Source organism: Acetobacter fallax (genome assembly GCF_011516735.1).
GTDB lineage: Bacteria > Pseudomonadota > Alphaproteobacteria > Acetobacterales > Acetobacteraceae > Acetobacter > Acetobacter fallax.
In genome coordinates, this window is the sequence record NZ_WOSX01000009.1 from 1 (window position 1) to 16,535 (window position 16,535).

17 protein-coding genes are annotated in these 16,535 nt (G+C 57.0%); 4 read left to right on the top strand and 13 right to left on the bottom strand.

The genetic code is table 11. The annotated features are described in order from the left end of the window. From GOB85_RS06650 to GOB85_RS06665, 4 genes are all read right to left on the bottom strand, one after another. Positions 1–423 (bottom strand): 1-deoxy-D-xylulose-5-phosphate synthase N-terminal domain-containing protein (locus GOB85_RS06650; protein WP_277875868.1); only part of this gene is annotated, 423 nt, incomplete at its 3' end. A 4-nt stretch (positions 424–427) separates the two neighbouring features. Then, entirely contained in the window at positions 428–1,375 is a 948-nt protein-coding gene (locus GOB85_RS06655; RefSeq protein ID WP_173576780.1) for a polyprenyl synthetase family protein, read from the bottom strand. 8 nt (positions 1,376–1,383) lie between these two features. After that, positions 1,384–1,614, bottom strand: a complete 231-nt coding sequence (locus tag GOB85_RS06660) for an exodeoxyribonuclease VII small subunit (RefSeq protein ID WP_173576781.1) — start codon at positions 1,612–1,614, stop codon at positions 1,384–1,386. Positions 1,615–1,729: 115 nt separating this feature from the next. Continuing rightward, positions 1,730–2,008 (bottom strand): sulfurtransferase TusA family protein, encoded by a 279-nt coding sequence (locus tag GOB85_RS06665; protein WP_173576782.1) that lies wholly within the window; start codon positions 2,006–2,008, stop codon positions 1,730–1,732. Positions 2,009–2,145: 137 nt separating this feature from the next. Between GOB85_RS06665 and GOB85_RS06670 the strand changes: the two genes are divergently transcribed. Together GOB85_RS06670 and GOB85_RS06675 are read left to right on the top strand one after the other, a co-directional pair. Next, complete coding sequence (locus tag GOB85_RS06670) at positions 2,146–3,072, top strand: ROK family protein (RefSeq protein ID WP_173576783.1); 927 nt, start codon at positions 2,146–2,148, stop codon at positions 3,070–3,072. Next, positions 3,039–4,355: a DNA polymerase IV gene (locus GOB85_RS06675; protein ID WP_173576784.1), complete on the top strand. Its 1,317-nt coding sequence runs from the start codon at positions 3,039–3,041 to the stop codon at positions 4,353–4,355. Before GOB85_RS06670 ends, GOB85_RS06675 begins: the two co-directional genes overlap by 34 nt. A 39-nt stretch (positions 4,356–4,394) precedes the next feature. On the opposite strand, the gene GOB85_RS06680 is transcribed toward GOB85_RS06675, so the two are convergent. The 9 genes from GOB85_RS06680 to GOB85_RS06720 all read right to left on the bottom strand — a co-directional run bounded on the left by GOB85_RS06680 (position 4,395) and on the right by GOB85_RS06720 (position 14,111). Then, a complete protein-coding gene (locus GOB85_RS06680) occupies positions 4,395–4,790 on the bottom strand; it encodes a HesB/IscA family protein (RefSeq protein WP_173576785.1) in 396 nt (131 codons plus the stop codon). A 14-nt stretch (positions 4,791–4,804) separates the two neighbouring features. Continuing rightward, a complete protein-coding gene (locus GOB85_RS06685; protein WP_194298703.1) occupies positions 4,805–5,269 on the bottom strand; it encodes an SUF system Fe-S cluster assembly protein in 465 nt (154 codons plus the stop codon). After that, positions 5,262–5,699: a Fe-S cluster assembly sulfur transfer protein SufU gene (gene sufU, locus GOB85_RS06690; RefSeq protein ID WP_173576786.1), complete on the bottom strand. Its 438-nt coding sequence runs from the start codon at positions 5,697–5,699 to the stop codon at positions 5,262–5,264. The genes GOB85_RS06685 and sufU overlap by 8 nt, the downstream gene beginning before the upstream one ends. Positions 5,700–5,708: 9 nt before the next feature. Next, positions 5,709–6,956 (bottom strand): aminotransferase class V-fold PLP-dependent enzyme, encoded by a 1,248-nt coding sequence (locus GOB85_RS06695; protein ID WP_173576787.1) that lies wholly within the window; start codon positions 6,954–6,956, stop codon positions 5,709–5,711. Next, complete coding sequence (gene sufD, locus GOB85_RS06700) at positions 6,953–8,263, bottom strand: Fe-S cluster assembly protein SufD (RefSeq protein ID WP_173576788.1); 1,311 nt, start codon at positions 8,261–8,263, stop codon at positions 6,953–6,955. Before sufD ends, GOB85_RS06695 begins: the two co-directional genes overlap by 4 nt. Continuing rightward, positions 8,260–9,030: a Fe-S cluster assembly ATPase SufC gene (gene sufC / locus GOB85_RS06705; protein WP_173576789.1), complete on the bottom strand. Its 771-nt coding sequence runs from the start codon at positions 9,028–9,030 to the stop codon at positions 8,260–8,262. Before sufC ends, sufD begins: the two co-directional genes overlap by 4 nt. Before the next feature lie 98 nt (positions 9,031–9,128). Then, positions 9,129–10,619 (bottom strand): Fe-S cluster assembly protein SufB, encoded by a 1,491-nt coding sequence (sufB, locus tag GOB85_RS06710; protein WP_173576790.1) that lies wholly within the window; start codon positions 10,617–10,619, stop codon positions 9,129–9,131. Between the two features lie 7 nt (positions 10,620–10,626). After that, positions 10,627–11,121 carry an SUF system Fe-S cluster assembly regulator gene (locus GOB85_RS06715; RefSeq protein WP_173576791.1) on the bottom strand — a complete coding sequence of 165 codons (495 nt, stop codon included), beginning with the start codon at positions 11,119–11,121 and terminating at the stop codon, positions 10,627–10,629. Positions 11,122–11,276: 155 nt separating this feature from the next. Further along, positions 11,277–14,111, bottom strand: a complete 2,835-nt coding sequence (locus GOB85_RS06720; RefSeq protein WP_173576792.1) for a phosphoenolpyruvate carboxylase — start codon at positions 14,109–14,111, stop codon at positions 11,277–11,279. A gap of 146 nt (positions 14,112–14,257) precedes the next feature. Here GOB85_RS06720 and GOB85_RS06725 point away from each other — a divergent pair, with 146 nt between their 5' ends. After that, positions 14,258–15,601: a DUF445 domain-containing protein gene (locus GOB85_RS06725; protein ID WP_242011331.1), complete on the top strand. Its 1,344-nt coding sequence runs from the start codon at positions 14,258–14,260 to the stop codon at positions 15,599–15,601. A gap of 302 nt (positions 15,602–15,903) precedes the next feature. Continuing rightward, complete coding sequence (locus tag GOB85_RS06730; protein WP_173576793.1) at positions 15,904–16,302, top strand: hypothetical protein; 399 nt, start codon at positions 15,904–15,906, stop codon at positions 16,300–16,302. Positions 16,303–16,535: the final 233 nt, after the last annotated feature.

Below are 16,535 nucleotides of genomic sequence, written 5' to 3' on the forward strand. Positions count from 1 at the left end.
CACGGCCATGCCGAGACCGGCCGAGATCGAGGTGGAGGAGTGAGCCGCGCCGAACGGATCGTATTCGCTCTCCGAGCGCCGGGTGAAGCCCGACAGGCCGCCTGGCTGACGCAATGTACGGATCCGGTCGCGACGGCCGGTCAGGATTTTATGCGGATAAGCCTGATGGCCGACATCCCAGATCACCCGGTCATCGGGCGTATCAAACACAGCATGCAGCGCGACGGTCAGTTCAACCACCCCGAGCGAGGCTCCAAGGTGACCGCCAGTCGTCGAAACCGTGTCAACCGTCTCCGAACGGAGCTCGTCCGCTACCTGCTTCAGCTGATCCGTCGACAAATTCCGTAAATCAACCGGGTAATCTACCCGGTCCAGTAACGGAAAACGTCCCCGGGAGGGACACGAGCCTGACGAATCGCTCATGGATTTAGCTCCTGCGCTCGACGACGTAACGCGCAAGATCGCGCAGCCGTTCAGCTTTGTCTCCGAAAATATGCAATGCGTCACAGGCGCGCTGAGCCAGTGTTTCGGCCTGGCTCCGGGCGCCTTCTATGCCAAGCAGGGCAACGAAAGTCGATTTCTCCGCTGCAAGATCCTTACCTGCTGTCTTTCCCAGTTCTTCGGCGCTTGCCGTCGCATCCAGCACATCATCGGCGATCTGAAACGCGGCCCCGATATCCCGGCCGTAGGCCACAATTTGCCTGCGTTGCCCGGGGTTAGCCCGTCCGAGAATAGCACCGGCTTCCGCAGAGAAGCGGATGAGACATCCTGTCTTAAGTGCGTGCAGGTGGCTTACTTCGGCCAGAGAAAGAGCCCGCCCCTCACCTTCCATGTCGATCATCTGACCACCGACCATACCCGCGGCACCAGAAGCCTGAGCCAGAGCAAGGACGAGATCCAGTCGCACGGCAGCGTCAGGATGTGTGTCGATCTCAGCAAGAACCTCAAAGGCCCTTGTCTGCAGGGCGTCGCCCGCAAGAATGGCTGTTGCCTCGTCAAATTTACGATGCGTGGATGGCTGACCACGACGCAGATCATCATCGTCCATCGCCGGCAGATCATCATGCACGAGCGAATAGGCATGGAGCATTTCCACCGAGGCCGCTGCCCGGTATGCGCCGCCTTCATCAACATCGGCATTGCTGCTGAACAACGATGCCACTTCAGCCACCAGATAACCGCGCAGTCGCTTTCCACCGCCAAGAGTTGCGTAGCGCATGGCATCCATCAGCCTGGCCTCAGCCCCTTTCGTCTGTGGAATCAGCCTGCCGAGCATAGCTTCAATAGCGACAGCGCGTTCTTTCAGAGAGACGCGCAACGCTTCGGACTCGCGTTCGGAAGACACAGGAGGCTGGCTTACACCGGGGTTGGTCATGACGAGAATCAATCCAAAGTTCGGGTGTCCAGCGAGCCGTCAGCTCTCTGAACGATCGCCTGGACGCGAGCCTCTGCTTCACGCAGTTTGTTCTCGCAATGGGCGCGCAATGCGGCACCACGTTCATAGGACGCAATAGCATCTTCGAGTCTGAGCTGGCCTCCTTCGAGACTCTTCACAATACGCTCAAGCTCGGAAAGAGCATCCTCAAAGGACAGGGAAGCAATGTCGCCCGTCATGTCAAATGGCATCCTCACTGGTCATCAGGCCGCAGCCCTTACCTCGCGCGCCCGTCTTTTGCCAAGCCCGGAGACATACCAAACATGCAAAGCGAACAAAAAGATGGCCGCGTTTTCATCGGTCCTGAATTGTCGTTGCACCATTATCTGTCGACCCGGCCGGGGTGTCCTGTTTCTTTCGAATCACGAATGACAGCACCCCGGCTTCTTCGCCAAATGCAATGAGATCATGCCCGGTTTCACGGCAAAATGACCGGAAATCCGACGCAGACGCACGATCTGTTGCCAGAACACGAAGGTGCTCACCTCCCGTCAGAGCACGCAATGCCCTGTTGGCTTTAAGCACAGGCAGAGGACAACTAAGTCCTCGCACATCCAGAAGAGTCTCGCTCACCAGCTTCAATCCGTTTCAAAAAATGCTCTGCAATATAGACATATTCCTCTGCATAGGTGATTCCTGCAGTCAGACAGACCTTCAATCCCGGTCCGGGCACGTCCCGCTGACCGGCATGCCGGGACAGAGCGAGCACGATGAATAAATTGCGTCTGGGAATCGACGTCGGCGGAACCGAGGTCGAACTGGCGGCCATTGATCAGTCAGGAAACATCTGTTTCAGACGCCGGGTTCCCAATCCCGGAGAATATAATGGTCTTCTGACAACCATCCGTAACCTTGCTGATCTTGCTGTCACTGAACTTGGCATCGGCGAAGACGGCAGAAGCATTCCGCTGGGAGTCGGGATACCTGGCTCGACAAACAAGGCCGATGGCCTGGTAAAGAATGCGAATGCTACATGGCTGAATGGCAAACCATTTGAACGTGACCTGCCGGACGTCACGGGTCGTCCGGTGCGGGTTGAAAATGACGCCAACTGCTTTGCGCTTTCCGAGGCAATTGACGGCGCAGCCGCAGGCAAGAGCATCGTCTTTGGTGTTATCATCGGATCTGGCATGGGTGGCGGCCTCGTTATTAACGGCCACCTCGTGACTGGCCTGCATCATGTTACCGGCGAGTGGGGGCATACCCCCCTTCCCTGGCCACGTATTGACGAATTTCCGATGCCGAAGTGCTTCTGCGGCAACGAAGGCTGCCTCGAGCGCTTCCTTTGCGGGCCGGCGCTTGCAGCTGACTGGAAAGGCGCAGGGAATCGCAGTGCCGAAGGAATCGAGGACGCTGCTGCTGCCGGCGACAAGACCGCGCAGGCCGCACTGGATCGCTATGTTGATCGGCTGGCGCGTGCCTGCTCTCTCGTCATCAACCTTCTTGATCCGGATGCTATTGTCCTCGGCGGCGGCGTTTCCAACCTTCGCAAGACCCTGGCTCGCATCCCGTCACTGCTGCCAAGACATGTGATTACCCCGAAATGTGAGACGCAAATTCTCCCGAACCTGCATGGTGACAGTTCCGGCGTGCGTGGCGCCGCATGGCTGTGGGACGCCGCGGAGACCATCAGCTGAGCGAAGAAACCACTTCAGTTCTGTGCCGGGATTGTCCCGGCCTGTTTATCCCGCTCCGGCAGACAGTGCCGACACGATGTCCTGTCTGCGGATCGCGACGCCTTGTTGCCCATCCCGACCTTGTCCACCTTGCTATCGCGCATGTCGATTGCGACGCTTTCTTCGCGAGCGTTGAAAAACAGCGACGTCCGGAACTTACCAATCTCCCTCTCCTGGTTGGTGGCATCGGTGACCGGGGTGTCGTCAGCACTGCCTGCTATATCGCCCGCCTGAACGGAGCGCGCTCCGCTATGTCCATGCGGCGCGCACGGGAACTCTGCCCCGATGCCGTTATTCTTCCTCCGGATATGAACGCCTATCGTGCTGTGTCGGCCCGAATCCGGGAGCTCATGTGTGAGTTGACGCCGCTTGTCGAAGTCAGGTCGATTGATGAGGCCACACTCGATCTTTCCGGAACTGAGCAGATTCACGGTGCTCCGCCCTGCGTGACGGTTGCCCGGCTGGCACTGATCGTGGAGCGGAAACTGGGAGTGACAATCTCCATCGGCCTCGCCGCCAACCCGCTGATGTCGAAGCTTGCAGCCTCGATTGATAAGCCGCGGGGCTTTGGTGTCATCGGTTCAGAAGCACGCGAATGGCTTGCGGAAAAACCTGTCCGGATATTACCTGGTATTGGCAAAGCTCAGGAACAGGCTTTGCATCGTCAGGGTTTTGTGCATCTCGCCGGCCTTGCCGCCCTCAGCAACACTGAAGCATTGCGTCGCCTCGGACCGCGCGGTCCGAGCCTGGCGGCGAGAGCCCGGGGCGAGGATGATCGTGCTGTGACGCCCCTGAGGCCCACAAAATCGGTGAGTGCCGAAAAGACATTCAGCACCGATATCAGCAACCCGATGATACTCGAACGGGAACTATGGGAGCTGTGCGAACAACTCGCCAGCCGCCTCCGTCGCAAAGGCTTCGCAGCAACCGGTATTTCTCTGAAGCTGCGAACAGCTGCATTTCGAACAACGAGTCGAGCGACGACTTTCATATCACCAACGGTTCTTCCCGACAGACTTTTTAGCGCGGCCAGAGATCTTCTTGGCGACGGGATCGGGAAAGAGTCCTTTCGCCTTCTCGGTCTGGGCTCAAATGGACTGGCCCCACTTGCCGTGGCCGATCCGCCGGACCTCGCGGATGCAGGATCACAGACTCGTGTCGCAATGCAGCATGCTATCGACACTCTGCGGAACCGCTTTGGAAATGACGTTATTAAGCGGGGTCGTTCAGTTGGAACCAGATAAACAGATCAGATAGAATTTACATTGTCTGAGCCCGGAAAATCAGACGTGGAAACTCATTCCGCAGCCACAGCGTCCTTTTTCATTCGGGTTACTGAAGACGAAGCCCGATTCAAATTCACCGCTCTGGTAGTCCATCTCCGAGCCGATCAGAAAAAGGACGGCCTTGCGATCGATCAGCACGGTTACTCCCTTATCCATCACTCGTTCATCGCCCGGTTCACCAGGTTCTGCCACGAAATCCATGTCATAGGCTTTTCCGGAACAGCCCTTCGTGGTCACGGAGATACGCAGCAACTCCCCGGCATGGGCGTTTTCATAAAGACCGCACAGTCTGTCTGCCGCAGCATCTGACAACGTCACCACTGGCGGGAGCGCACGGGGAGCGCGCGTTTTTGGCTGTACAGCCGGGAACGCCACATTTTCGGATACGGTCATTGTCTTCTCCTGCATCAGAACATGTTCAGGGCGAGGCGGGCTTCATCGCTCATCCGCGACATATCCCATGGCGGATCCCACACGACATCGACTTCCGCTGACGTGACGTCCTTCACTTTTTCGATCGCCTCACGCACCTGCACGGGCAACTCCTGTGCGCTCGGGCAATTCGGAGCAGTCAGCGTCATCTCGACTTTCACCCGTCCATCATCATGCAGATCAATCGCGTAAATCAGCCCGAGTTCATAGATATTCACTGGAATCTCGGGATCATGCACCGTCGCAATCGCCTCGATCACAGCCTCTTCAGACGGAACCCCGGAATGAGGCAGAACCTCTCCGTCAGGTGTCCAGTGCGCGACTGCAGCCTGATGAGTATCCGCGACGTCCGAAATATGCCGCACAGACCGGGACTGATCCGATGGTGCCTCTGCCACATCGGTCTGGTTCTGATTATTGATCGTAACGGGATCAGTCATGATTCAGCGCCTCCCCAAGCGCGGTCCAGGGCAATGTTGCACACCGGAGACGTGAACGGTGGGTTTTCAACGGCAGAAAGGCCCGTAATACTTCTGGCATATCAGCGTCATCTGCCACCTCGCCTGGTGGCGACTGGCTCTCCAGCATATCGGTAAACCGCTGCCCCAGTTCAAGGGCATCAGTTCTCGTCCGGCCTGTGACCACTTCCGCCATCAAATCCGTTGCTGCAATGCAGATTGCACAGCCACGTGTCTCATGGCGGAGGTCTTCAATCCCGTCATGACCAGCACGGACAGATAGTCGGACCCGATCCCCACAAAGCGGATTAACGCCCTGAGCCCGGGATGTTGGCTCGTTAACCACTCCCGCATGATGGGGCGAGCGGGACCGGGTAACGATGACCGTGTCATAGAGCGAACATTCATCCACTGCTCTGTCCTACACGAAAAACTGGCGAATACGCCGGAGAGTTTCGGCGAGAACATCAATCTCATGCTCAGTCGTGTATGCCGCGAAACTCGCGCGGGCTGTCGCGGTGAGCCCCAGTCTGCGCATGAGGGGCTCAGCACAATGGTGTCCGGCCCGGACAGCAATGCCATTTCGATCCAGCAGCGTCGCAATATCATGCGGATGAACGTCATCCATCGTGAACGACACAACGCCACCCCGTTCACGTGGCTTACCGACAACAGAAAGCCCCGGCACTTCAGGCAGAACACGTAAAGCATGTTTTGTCAGAGCGGCTTCATGGGCACCAATGGCATCAAAGCCAATGGACTCCACCCAGTCGATGGCGATTCCAAGACCCACAGCTTCGACAATCGCTGGTGTTCCGGCTTCGAATTTTGCCGGAACCGGTGCCCAGACAGATTTCTCGAATGTCACGGACGAAATCATGTCACCGCCCCCCATAAACGGCGGCATGGCATCCAGGAGTTCGCGACGGGCCCAGAGCACGCCGATTCCGGTTGGGCCATAAAGCTTATGACCCGTAAATGTATAAAAATCCGCTTTGAGATCCTGAACATTCACGCGGCGATGGACGACGGCCTGGCTCCCGTCCAGCAGGATTCTGGCGCCGGCTTCGTGTGCCATTGCGACCAGACGTTCCGCCGGCGTGACTGTACCCAGCACATTCGACATATGCGTGATGGCCACGAGCCCGACCTTGCCATCCGCGAGCAACGCACCGTAAGCATCGAGATCCAGATCGCCATCATCTGTGATGGGCGCGACCCGCAATTCGATCCCGATCCGGTCACGCAGCATCTGCCAGGGCACGAGATTGGCGTGGTGTTCCATTTCCGAAATCAGAACAGCCTGCCCGGGCCTGAGCAGCGAACCGTAGGAATAGGCAACGAGATTAATCGCCTCGGTGCTGTTGCGGGTAAAAACAATTTCCTCGCGTGCAGCGGCACCAAGAAATTCAGCGACTCGTGTACGGGCGGCCTCGTAAGCCTCTGTGCTGCGCTCGCTCATCCAGTGCAAACCACGATGAATATTCGCGTATTGAGTACGCATCATCTCCGCCATCCCGTCGATCACGACATCCGGTTTCTGCGCTGAAGCCGCACTATCGAGAAAAACCAGTGGTTTTCCATGCACAGTTTGTGACAGGATCGGAAACTGCGCGCGCAGATGCGAGAGATCCGCCTGGCTTAAAACGTCAGTATCAGAGGCGCTCATGATCCTCTCTCCTCTGCCGTAATCCGGTTCAGCAGCGCATCTGCCAGAGCACCATCCAGCAGAGTACGGGCGACTTCATCCCGCACGAGATCAGTGGCTTCGATCAGAAATGCCTCGACCAGCATTTGCCGGGCCTGCGCACCCGCGATACCCCGGCTGCGAAGATAAAAAAGCTGTTCCTCATCAAGAGCACCAACCGTCGCCCCGTGACTGCATCGTACGTCATCAGCGTAAATTTCAAGTTCCGGCTTGGCATCAATCTCAGCCGTTGGCGATAACAGCAGCGCCTGGTTCATCTGGTAACCATCGGTCTTCTGCGCAACGCGTTCGACCAGCACTTTACCCTGAAACACCGCACGAGAGCGGTCCGTCAGCACATTTCGCACTGTCTGCCGCGAAATACAGTCCGGCGCACTATGCGTGATCACACTCGTGATATCGCCAACCTGCGTGTTTCCAAGAAGCTGCGCGCCATTTACATGAACAGCCGCATGCGCGCCGGCAAGGCTTGCGTGAACCTCGTGACGCGCCAACGCAGAACCCAGTGTCAGAGTAAAACTTTCATAAGTCGCATGCCCGGCGATGTCAGCATAAACCGTTGCCAGATGAATGGCATTTCCGGCTTCCTGCTGGAGCTTCACATGCTCCAGATGTGCGCCTTCCGCCAAGGAACACGTCAGAACCGGGTTATGAAAATACAACTCCTGTCCGTCATTTCCGGCAGAGATTTCAATAAGTGTCAGCGATGCCTCCGGCGCCAGCGCCACATTATGCCGCGGATGGAATGACACGACCCCGGATGATGAAAGCGCCAGAGACACAAGCAAAACCTGCCCGGCTTTCACACCGGTGGCTACCGACAATTGCATACCATCCGACGCCAGCGCCGTATTCAGCGCTACCAGCGGATCACGCTGTGGCGATGTCTGCGTTCCGAAATCGGGAGCAGAGGCAAAGGAGGACCAGGAGACGCCTTCCGGCAGCGATGCTGTCGATGAAGAAAGACCTGGTGCAATTCTGCCATTCACCAGCACAAGGCGGGGTAGTTTTTCAAAGATACTACCCTCCGGGATCACAGACGCCAGGACAGCACGTGCTTCTTTTTCATCGAACAGCACGTCAGATTCAGCGAAAACATGTCCGCTGAGCGCCCGCAGGTTCGTGTAGTGCCATGCCTCGACACGCGGACCTGGCAGGCCCGTCCTTGCGAGATCGCCTGCCGCAGACTTGCGTTCCACATCATGAACCCCGGACAGCCGGGCCTCGAATGGCGCAAGGCTTCGACCTGATGGTGCCAGAGCGTTCATGCCGCCTCCGTGAGGAAGGACGCATATCCTTCCACATCAATCTGTTTCGCCAGCTCAGGGCCACCACTACGAACGATCCGCCCCCGTACCATCACGTGGATGCGGTCCGGACCCAGATACTCCAGCAGGCGCTGATGATGGGTGATAACCAGCGCCGAGAAATCCGGGGAGCGAAGATTTTTGACACCTTCAGCAACGATACGGAGCGCATCGACATCGAGACCACTATCCGTCTCATCGAGAATGGCGAGTTTTGGCTGCAGCATGGTCATCTGAAGCACTTCATTTCGCTTCTTTTCGCCACCCGAGAACCCGACATTGACATTACGTTTCAGCATGTCGTCGGACATCGACAAATTTTTTGTCGCCGCTCTGACAGTTTTCAGGAAACCAACGGCGTCCAGTTCGGGCTCGCCACGGGCACGCCGCACGGCGTTTACTGCTGTGCGCAGAAAATTAGCATTATTGACGCCAGGAAGTTCGACTGGCGCCTGAAAGGCCAGAAAGAGCCCCGCGGCAGCACGTTCCTCAGGTTCCATCGCCAGGAGATCCTGCCCCATGAAAGAGACTGATCCAGCAGTGACATCATACTCCTCACGGCCGGCCAGCACATAGGACAGTGTGGATTTACCACATCCGTTGGGTCCCATGATGGCATGCACCTCGCCTGGCGGCACAACAAGATCGACGCCACGCAGAATTTCCTTGGGGATGCCATCAGCATCAATACTGGCATGAAGACCGGAAATTTTCAGTAATTCGCTCATCTTTTCCACTCCCGGACTCCCTGCCAGCCTCGCGACAAAGATCCTGCTTTCTCTTAATATCCGCTAATGTCCGCGCCGATGCACGGGCGACTGATGCTTTAGCCGACACTGCCTTCAAGACTGATCTGGAGAAGTTTCTGTGCTTCGACAGCAAACTCCATAGGCAACTCCTTCAGCACATCCTTGCAAAAGCCGTTGACGATCAGCCCGACCGCGTCTTCCTGCGACAGACCGCGCTGGCGACAGTAGAACATCTGATCTTCGGAAATTTTTGACGTCGTTGCTTCATGTTCTATCCGCGCCGACATATTGCGGTTCTCGATGTAAGGCACCGTATGGGCACCACAGCGATCGCCGATCAGAAGGCTGTCGCACTGCGTAAAGTTCCGTGCGTTAGAAGCCTTTGGCAGCATCCGCACCAGCCCGCGATAGGTGCTGTCAGAATGCCCGGCACTGATCGTCTTGGCGATGATCGTCGAGCGCGTGTTCTTACCGATATGGATCATCTTCGTGCCGGTATCGGCCTGCTGATAATTATTCGTCACAGCCACAGAGTAGAACTCACCCACGGAGCCTTCGCCCTGGAGAATGCAGGACGGATATTTCCAGGTAATGGCCGATCCGGTCTCAACCTGCGTCCACGAGATTTTGGACTTTGCTCCACGACAGGCGCCGCGCTTGGTGACGAAATTATAAATTCCTCCAAGTCCGTTCTCGTCGCCCGGATACCAGTTCTGCACTGTGCTATATTTGATCGAGGCATTTTCCATCGCCACGAGCTCAACGACAGCGGCATGAAGCTGATTTTCATCACGCATAGGGGCAGTACACCCCTCCAGATACGAGACCGAGGCACCGTCTTCCACGACGATCAGCGTCCGCTCGAACTGACCCGTATTGCGTGCGTTGATGCGGAAATAAGTCGATAGCTCCATCGGGCAGCGCACGCCCTTCGGGATGAAGACAAAAGACCCGTCCGTAAATACGGCGGCATTCAGCGCCGCATAGAAATTGTCACCGGCCGGGACAACACTGCCGAGATATTTTCTGACCAGATCAGGATGATCACGCACGGCTTCCGAGATCGGGCAAAAGATCACACCAGCTTCCGCCAGAGTTTTACGGAACGTCGTTGCGACTGAAACACTGTCGAACACAGCGTCAACCGCGACCGGCAGACGCGCTTCTTCCCCTTCAGGCACTTCCACACCAGCAAGCAGCGCCTGTTCGTGCAGAGGGATACCCAGTTTCTCATACGTCCGCAAAAGCTCCGGATCGACTTCATCAAGCGATTTTGGGCCCGGCTTTTTCCTGGGAGCGGCGTAGTAATGCACATCCTGATAATCGATTGGCGGATAAGTGACTTTGGCCCAGGTCGGCTCTGTCATGGTCTGCCAGACCCGAAACGCCGCCAGCCGCCATTCGAGAAGCCAGTCAGGCTCTTCTTTACGGGCAGAGATCAGACGGATCGTGTCCTCGTTAAGTCCTTTTGGGGCAACGTCCATCTCAATGTCGGTCTCAAATCCCCATTTGTAAGAAGACTGACCAAGCTTTTCGACCTGCTCGCGAGTTTCGGTAATAGCTGGCATGATCCCCTTATCCTCCGAACGTGCCGACCTGGTCGGCAGACTTACTATCGTGCAGCGTATTATCCCGGGATGCACAAAGTTCCGCACGGATCCGCCGTGCCGGCATACTCATCTCCGCCATTTTCGCGATCGATATACCGGCCAGCGCATCCCGGATGGCTTCGTTGACGACATCCCAGCTCCCGTAAAGCGCACAGTCAGCGCCATTATCGCATCCGCCTCCGCTGACGCAGGCTGTCAGTGAAATCGGCCCGTCAACAGCGGCTATGACGCGCGCGACCGAGATATCTTCCAGCTTGCAGGCCAGACGGTACCCGCCGCGTGCGCCCCGTTGCGATACCAGAAGTCCGTCTGCCGACAACGTTTTCAGAACCTTGGCCACGGTGGGTTCCGGTACGCCCGTCTCTGCCGCAAGTGCGGATGACGTCACGACCTCGTCATGACGGCCAAGTCCGACAAGGGTCAGAACGGCGTAATCGGCCAGTTTCGACAGCCTGAGCATGGTTTCCGTCCGTTGCGGCGGGCCTCCCCGCCATTATGGACTAAATCAGTCCGGTTTCCACAGAGATGCGACCCGCAGACCGTAAGGTCAAGGCCAAAGCGTCGCAGGAGACGTGCAGCAGTTGCATAAACACAAATGCGCAAGCCACGTTTTGTTCAGCCAAAAGCTCCGATGCTGTGGCTGATCGCGATGCTGATTTCCCGCATGGTCTGGAACATTGCCTGCATCGGCAGGAAGATTTCCTCGTGCTCCTCGCTGTAGGAATTTTCGTTCTGTGGGCCGGCTGGCTCGTGGAAATCAAACTCCAGCGGATCACCCCCATGCGGGAAAACAGCTTCGAGTTCCCGCAGGACAGATGGAATCTCGAGACAAAGAATACGTTGCATCATCACCTCACGCGTAAAATTTCCGCGAGGCATGAAGAATGGTACTTTCGTCGCCTGCACCCAGATGCGCTCGATGAGCGTGATTCTGATCGCATGCAACAGCCGTTCCGGCGCTGCCATCACAGGAGCATCCGGCCATGCTGCGCGCAGAGCGAGGTGATCGGCCTGAATCCGCCGGAACATGGACTGAGTGTCAGCCCAGAAATCCAGACTTTCGAGATCGTGCATGACGGAGAGGTAGCGCTCACGCTGAGCCGGACGCAGCTCGGCTGTTGCCCGGTCGAGCCAGTAACCGGGATCGAGCAGCCAGATCACACTGCGCAGAACCTGATCATCCGAATGCGCCAGCGCATGAGCCGCGAAATCAAGGGCTCTGTGGAACCGCGGACTATGCTCCAGGAATGTGTCGAAGGTTTCAGGGTGCCGACGCGCCGCAGATCCCAGCCCCTGAATAGTGTTAGCACACCAGCCAAGCTGCTGAAGAATGGCATTATTCGGGATCGCACGAAGCTGCCCGGGATGTGTAATACGGGGTGTGGCTCCCCTCCCCTCGCTCTGCCGGGCCGCCGGACGAGAACCTGTTTTATCGATCAGTGCCGGACCGAAAGCGCCAAGCAGATCCGCATAACCCCGATCGGCGACCAGGCCAGTCATAGCCTCGGCAATGGTCGAGAAAAAATCCGATGAAAAATCAGGCTCATCATAAACCGGATCTTTCAGACTCCGGGCCGGTTCGAAGACATGTTCCGTAATAGTCGCGATGCTCGCACTGGCCAGTTCCGGGGCACCGAAGAGAAGATAGCCATCGCCACCCTGAAAGGCCGTTTCCTCCCGGTATTTCACACCCTGCTCAGTAAACCTCGCCCGTACATGCCCGGGCGAGAGATAATCCAGCCGGTCAGCCAGACGGAACGGATGACCGCCACGCCCGATGCTTTCACCGTGCGTGTCAAACAGAATCACCTCGATATCGGGCAGATCCCATTTCCTCAGAAGATCGACAATTTTGAATCTGAGACGTTCGACAAGATAAGTCGCTGCCAGCTGACCAACATAGCGACCCGAATCGGAATACCCGAACTGAAGAGCCATCCGGCCTGTGGCGCGAAGATAAGCCCTCCAGTGCGGCGATCGCAGAGCTTCATCAATGATCTGTGCGCCGCCAAGCAACGCTTCCCGCGTTTCGAAGAGTGGTGAAATTTCTATTTTTTCGGCAATACCGAAATGTTGCGCCAGCCACAGAGCGGCCAGCAGCGTGTACCCACTCTCAGTTTCAGCGATCAGAAAACGCACCGGAGTGACCGTATCAATATGTTTGACGATCTGCGCGATCGTCATCATCAACCGGGCCGCCGAGGCCTGTTCGACGAGCAGAGCGCCGAAATCGACAGGAACAGGCGTTACGATATCCAGTGCCTCATTGATCCTGGAAAGCAATGCACGCCGGTGAGCCGGATCAGCAGGGTCATCGGTGAGGCGGAGGCGCTGGCGGATAACATTGTGGATCTGCGTAGCATTCAGTCGCGTGTGACTGTGAGCCGCCGACATGCCATGTGCGAACAAACCGGCGCGCGCGACCGCGAGTTTGAGCGTTGCATCCGCAGGAGCGGCGTCGATGGCGTCCTGAAAAGGATCGGCAAGAACAACCGGATCGGCGATGGCGTCCGCGCTGCGATCCACGATCAGGCTGGAGAATTCAACCGTAGCCTCCGGATCACTTCCTTTCGGACATGCGGCAATCTGCGCTTCAACCGTGTAACAGGCACGGGACAGGCGACTGACAAGGATGGGCGCCTCCACGCCTGCGTCCATGACCTGCGCCCGGACTCGCTGAAGCTGAAACAGCTTCATGCGAAGACGAAGACGCATGGTATCCCACCAGCCAATATCAGTGCGGCCATCAGTGTCATACCCAACCCAGCTCGTGACGATCACCGGTCTGGGGAGAATTCGAGACCACGCATCCGGCCACTGGTCGCGCGCAGCGAGGAGAAGGCCGGCAACGAAGTCATCAATCGCATCACGACCGCGCAAAATTGCTTCAGATGCGAGGGTGAATTCTTCTTCCAGCGTTGGAGGGGCCGTCCGGCGGTGTGTTTCGAAATCGGGAGCCGAATCAAGCGGTTCGGGTGCCGAGGCATAACCTGCCAGCGCCGCATAGACGCGGTTCGCAAGCGCAAATGTCGGATGAGCGGTGAACACGGCTGCGAAATGTGTACGCTCTACCTGTGAACGAAACCGTCCGAGCGCTTCAGCAGGATCGCTTACACTCTGTGAGTGACCGTCCTGTTCCGGGCCTGCACATCCGGATGCATTGGCAAGCACAAGTCTGACCACTGCGGAGAAACGCTCCGCTGTGTCCGACGGGCTGGTCCCGCCAGGATACCGATGCAGACGTGTAGCCCGGCGCAGAAACGCATCGTCACGCAGACGGCGCACGGCAGCCTGCAAATCAGACAGCGACACCTCTCCACGATCGAGCATTTTATCGATTCGCCGGGCCATCGACAAAACGTCATTGCCGGTCATCTCCGGCACACAGCCCGAACCTTCCTTCTCCGCCACGACATCGTTATCAGGAGATTTTGCCATAGAAAGAACCATACGAGCTCCGGCAGTGGGTTCTGCGGAGAGGTGTGATCCGGCTGAACCGGCGAATGACTGCGTTTCGGCCATAGGTTTCTTCTCGATCTGAATTGATGTGGCCAGGCAATCCGCCGGGTCAGGCAAGACAATGGACTTACTCCGTCATGACGCCATCCGTTTGGGAAGGTGGTCAAGGCAGTGCTATCCAGCAATTGATGAGTATGCAGCCTTATTCCGACGACGAAGCCCGCCGTGCACTGGCCCGGCAGAAAAGCGCCGCGACAGGTCTCCTGGCGTTTATGGGTGGCCTGACAACAGCCGGTTATCTTGCGCCGCTTTACGGGCTGGTTGAACCAGGGCTCTGGGTCGAGACATTACGGGCTGGTGCCCGGGCCGGCGTAGTCGGCGGACTGGCGGACTGGTTTGCGGTCACGGCACTGTTTCGTCACCCGCTCGGGCTGCCGATTCCCCACACGGCAATTATTCCGGCCCAGAAGGAGCGACTCGGCCGGGCTCTTGGCCGCTTCGTTTCGACACAGGTTTTCACTGAAGAAGAAATTGACCAGGTCCTGACCAGGGTCGACATCCCGGCTGTCGTTGCTGACATCCTTGCTGATCCGGCTACTGCGAACACGCTCACTACGGGCCTGGTCAATGCTGTGCCGCAGATGCTGGAACGAATGGAGGATGGTCGCGCGGGAGCTGCTGTCGGGCGCAGTCTGCCGCTCCTGCTCGGAGGGAGCCATCTGACACCGGTTATCGCCCGTGGATTACGGGCTTTGGTGGACGGCAACCAGCATCAGGAAGTGTTATCTTTTCTGCTTCGCCAGCTCAAATCCGGGTTAAAAGCTAAAGAGCCGGCGCTCCGTACGATGATCGAGGAACGTGTTCGCGAACAGGGCGGACGGATTCTGGGCTGGGCCATTGGCGGATCGATCGCCAACAAGGTGCTGGTGGCGGCGAGCGAAGAGCTTGACCGTATTAATCCGGAAGATTCGACATTACGGGAAGGATTTACTGAATGGGTGCGATCTGAAATTGATCGCATTGAGCAGGATCCGAAACGGGCCGAAGATCTTTCGCATACCCTGAAAGCCGTATTCGCTCACGATTCCATGCTGACCTGGGGATCAGACATCTGGTCCCGGCTGAAGCGCATGATCGAAGAGGATATTCGCAAGGATGACGGCTGGATCGCCACGCTCATCCGCGAGGCTCTTGCAAGACTGGCAGCTCAGGCCAGGCACGACCCCGCCATGCGCGCACGAATCGAAGAGAGTGCCCGTAAGGCGATTCACAGATCGCTTCCCTATCTGCGCGAACATCTGTCCGGCTTTATTGCAACTGTTGTCGGCAACTGGGATGCTGTCGCTGTTGCCGACAAACTCGAGCTGAGAGTTGGCCGGGACCTGCAATATGTCAGGGTCAATGGTACTCTTGTGGGCTTCGGAGTTGGCGCGTTGCTGTCTCTGCTGCTTCGTTTCCTGTTTGGGGTGACTGGTCAGTAGAAGCCCCTTTGTCCTGCTCATCATCAGCAGTATTTTATTCAGAATTCAGATATAAGAGACACGATAAATTTATGATGAAATCCATTTCCTGTCATTCTCTTGCGTGAAATCTTCTGAAGAACACAGAAACAAACAGAAAATCAGCAAACAGAAAAGTCCACAAAAAGTTCCCGCGCTGGAAAAATTTTGATGACCTCGGGTCTTTCTGATGGCGCGTTACGTTATAAGCGTTTCAGGCAGCATCTTTTTCTGCCTCGATACCGGCTCTGTGCGCAGAGCCAGATAACGAAAGGAATCCTTTCATGCGGTCATTTGTTTCAAAGGCCCTGCTTGGCGCAACCATTCTGGTTGGCACGCCGACTCTGGTCTTCTCCGCAGCAGCTCCGGCCTCAGCTGCCTCCCATCACGCTCACAAGTCCAAGGCGGGCCCGATAAAAGACGGAGACGCTGCGACTGATGATCTGAATGCAAAGAGCCTTGCGGCTGCCCAGCAGGATAAGGTTCCTTCGGTTGGAACCGGTTCGACTGGCATGATGCCATCCATGCCGGGTGTTCCGACTGTCGGTATGCCCACAATGAAAGCTCCGACCGTAACGGCTCCGACTGTGTCCGTTCCGGCAGCCGGGACAGGGCTCGTTGCCCCTGCTGCACCGGCAACACCGACGACAACAGTTCCTGCGAACGCCCCGACCGGCAACTGATTATCGTCAGTCAGGAGCGGGATGTGCGATAAATTCGTTACATCCCGCTTTTTTCGTTTTGCAGATCAAATTCTGCCAACAGGCCCGAAACATCATCCAGACCAGAGACTGGCATAAAAAATGCGGTCAGTTGTAGCATAATTCCGAACTTACCAGACGTAAGCCTTAGTACATCTGGCGCCACATGAATTCCCGCCACGCCTGACAATCACAATAATGCGCCGGAATTTCCA

Coding starts and splice junctions, on each gene's coding strand:
- GOB85_RS06655 (WP_173576780.1), bottom strand. CDS start 1,375: ATGACCAACCCCGGTGTAAGCCAGCCTCCTGTGTCTTCCGAACGCGAG.
- GOB85_RS06725 (WP_242011331.1), top strand. CDS start 14,258: ATGACGCCATCCGTTTGGGAAGGTGGTCAAGGCAGTGCTATCCAGCAA.
- sufB (WP_173576790.1), bottom strand. CDS start 10,619: ATGCCAGCTATTACCGAAACTCGCGAGCAGGTCGAAAAGCTTGGTCAG.
- GOB85_RS06670 (WP_173576783.1), top strand. CDS start 2,146: ATGAATAAATTGCGTCTGGGAATCGACGTCGGCGGAACCGAGGTCGAA.
- sufC (WP_173576789.1), bottom strand. CDS start 9,030: ATGAGCGAATTACTGAAAATTTCCGGTCTTCATGCCAGTATTGATGCT.
- GOB85_RS06730 (WP_173576793.1), top strand. CDS start 15,904: ATGCGGTCATTTGTTTCAAAGGCCCTGCTTGGCGCAACCATTCTGGTT.
- GOB85_RS06695 (WP_173576787.1), bottom strand. CDS start 6,956: ATGAGCGCCTCTGATACTGACGTTTTAAGCCAGGCGGATCTCTCGCAT.
- sufD (WP_173576788.1), bottom strand. CDS start 8,263: ATGAACGCTCTGGCACCATCAGGTCGAAGCCTTGCGCCATTCGAGGCC.
- GOB85_RS06685 (WP_194298703.1), bottom strand. CDS start 5,269: ATGACTGATCCCGTTACGATCAATAATCAGAACCAGACCGATGTGGCA.
- GOB85_RS06675 (WP_173576784.1), top strand. CDS start 3,039: ATGGCTGTGGGACGCCGCGGAGACCATCAGCTGAGCGAAGAAACCACT.
- GOB85_RS06715 (WP_173576791.1), bottom strand. CDS start 11,121: ATGCTCAGGCTGTCGAAACTGGCCGATTACGCCGTTCTGACCCTTGTC.
- GOB85_RS06680 (WP_173576785.1), bottom strand. CDS start 4,790: ATGACCGTATCCGAAAATGTGGCGTTCCCGGCTGTACAGCCAAAAACG.
- GOB85_RS06720 (WP_173576792.1), bottom strand. CDS start 14,111: ATGGTTCTTTCTATGGCAAAATCTCCTGATAACGATGTCGTGGCGGAG.
- GOB85_RS06660 (WP_173576781.1), bottom strand. CDS start 1,614: ATGACGGGCGACATTGCTTCCCTGTCCTTTGAGGATGCTCTTTCCGAG.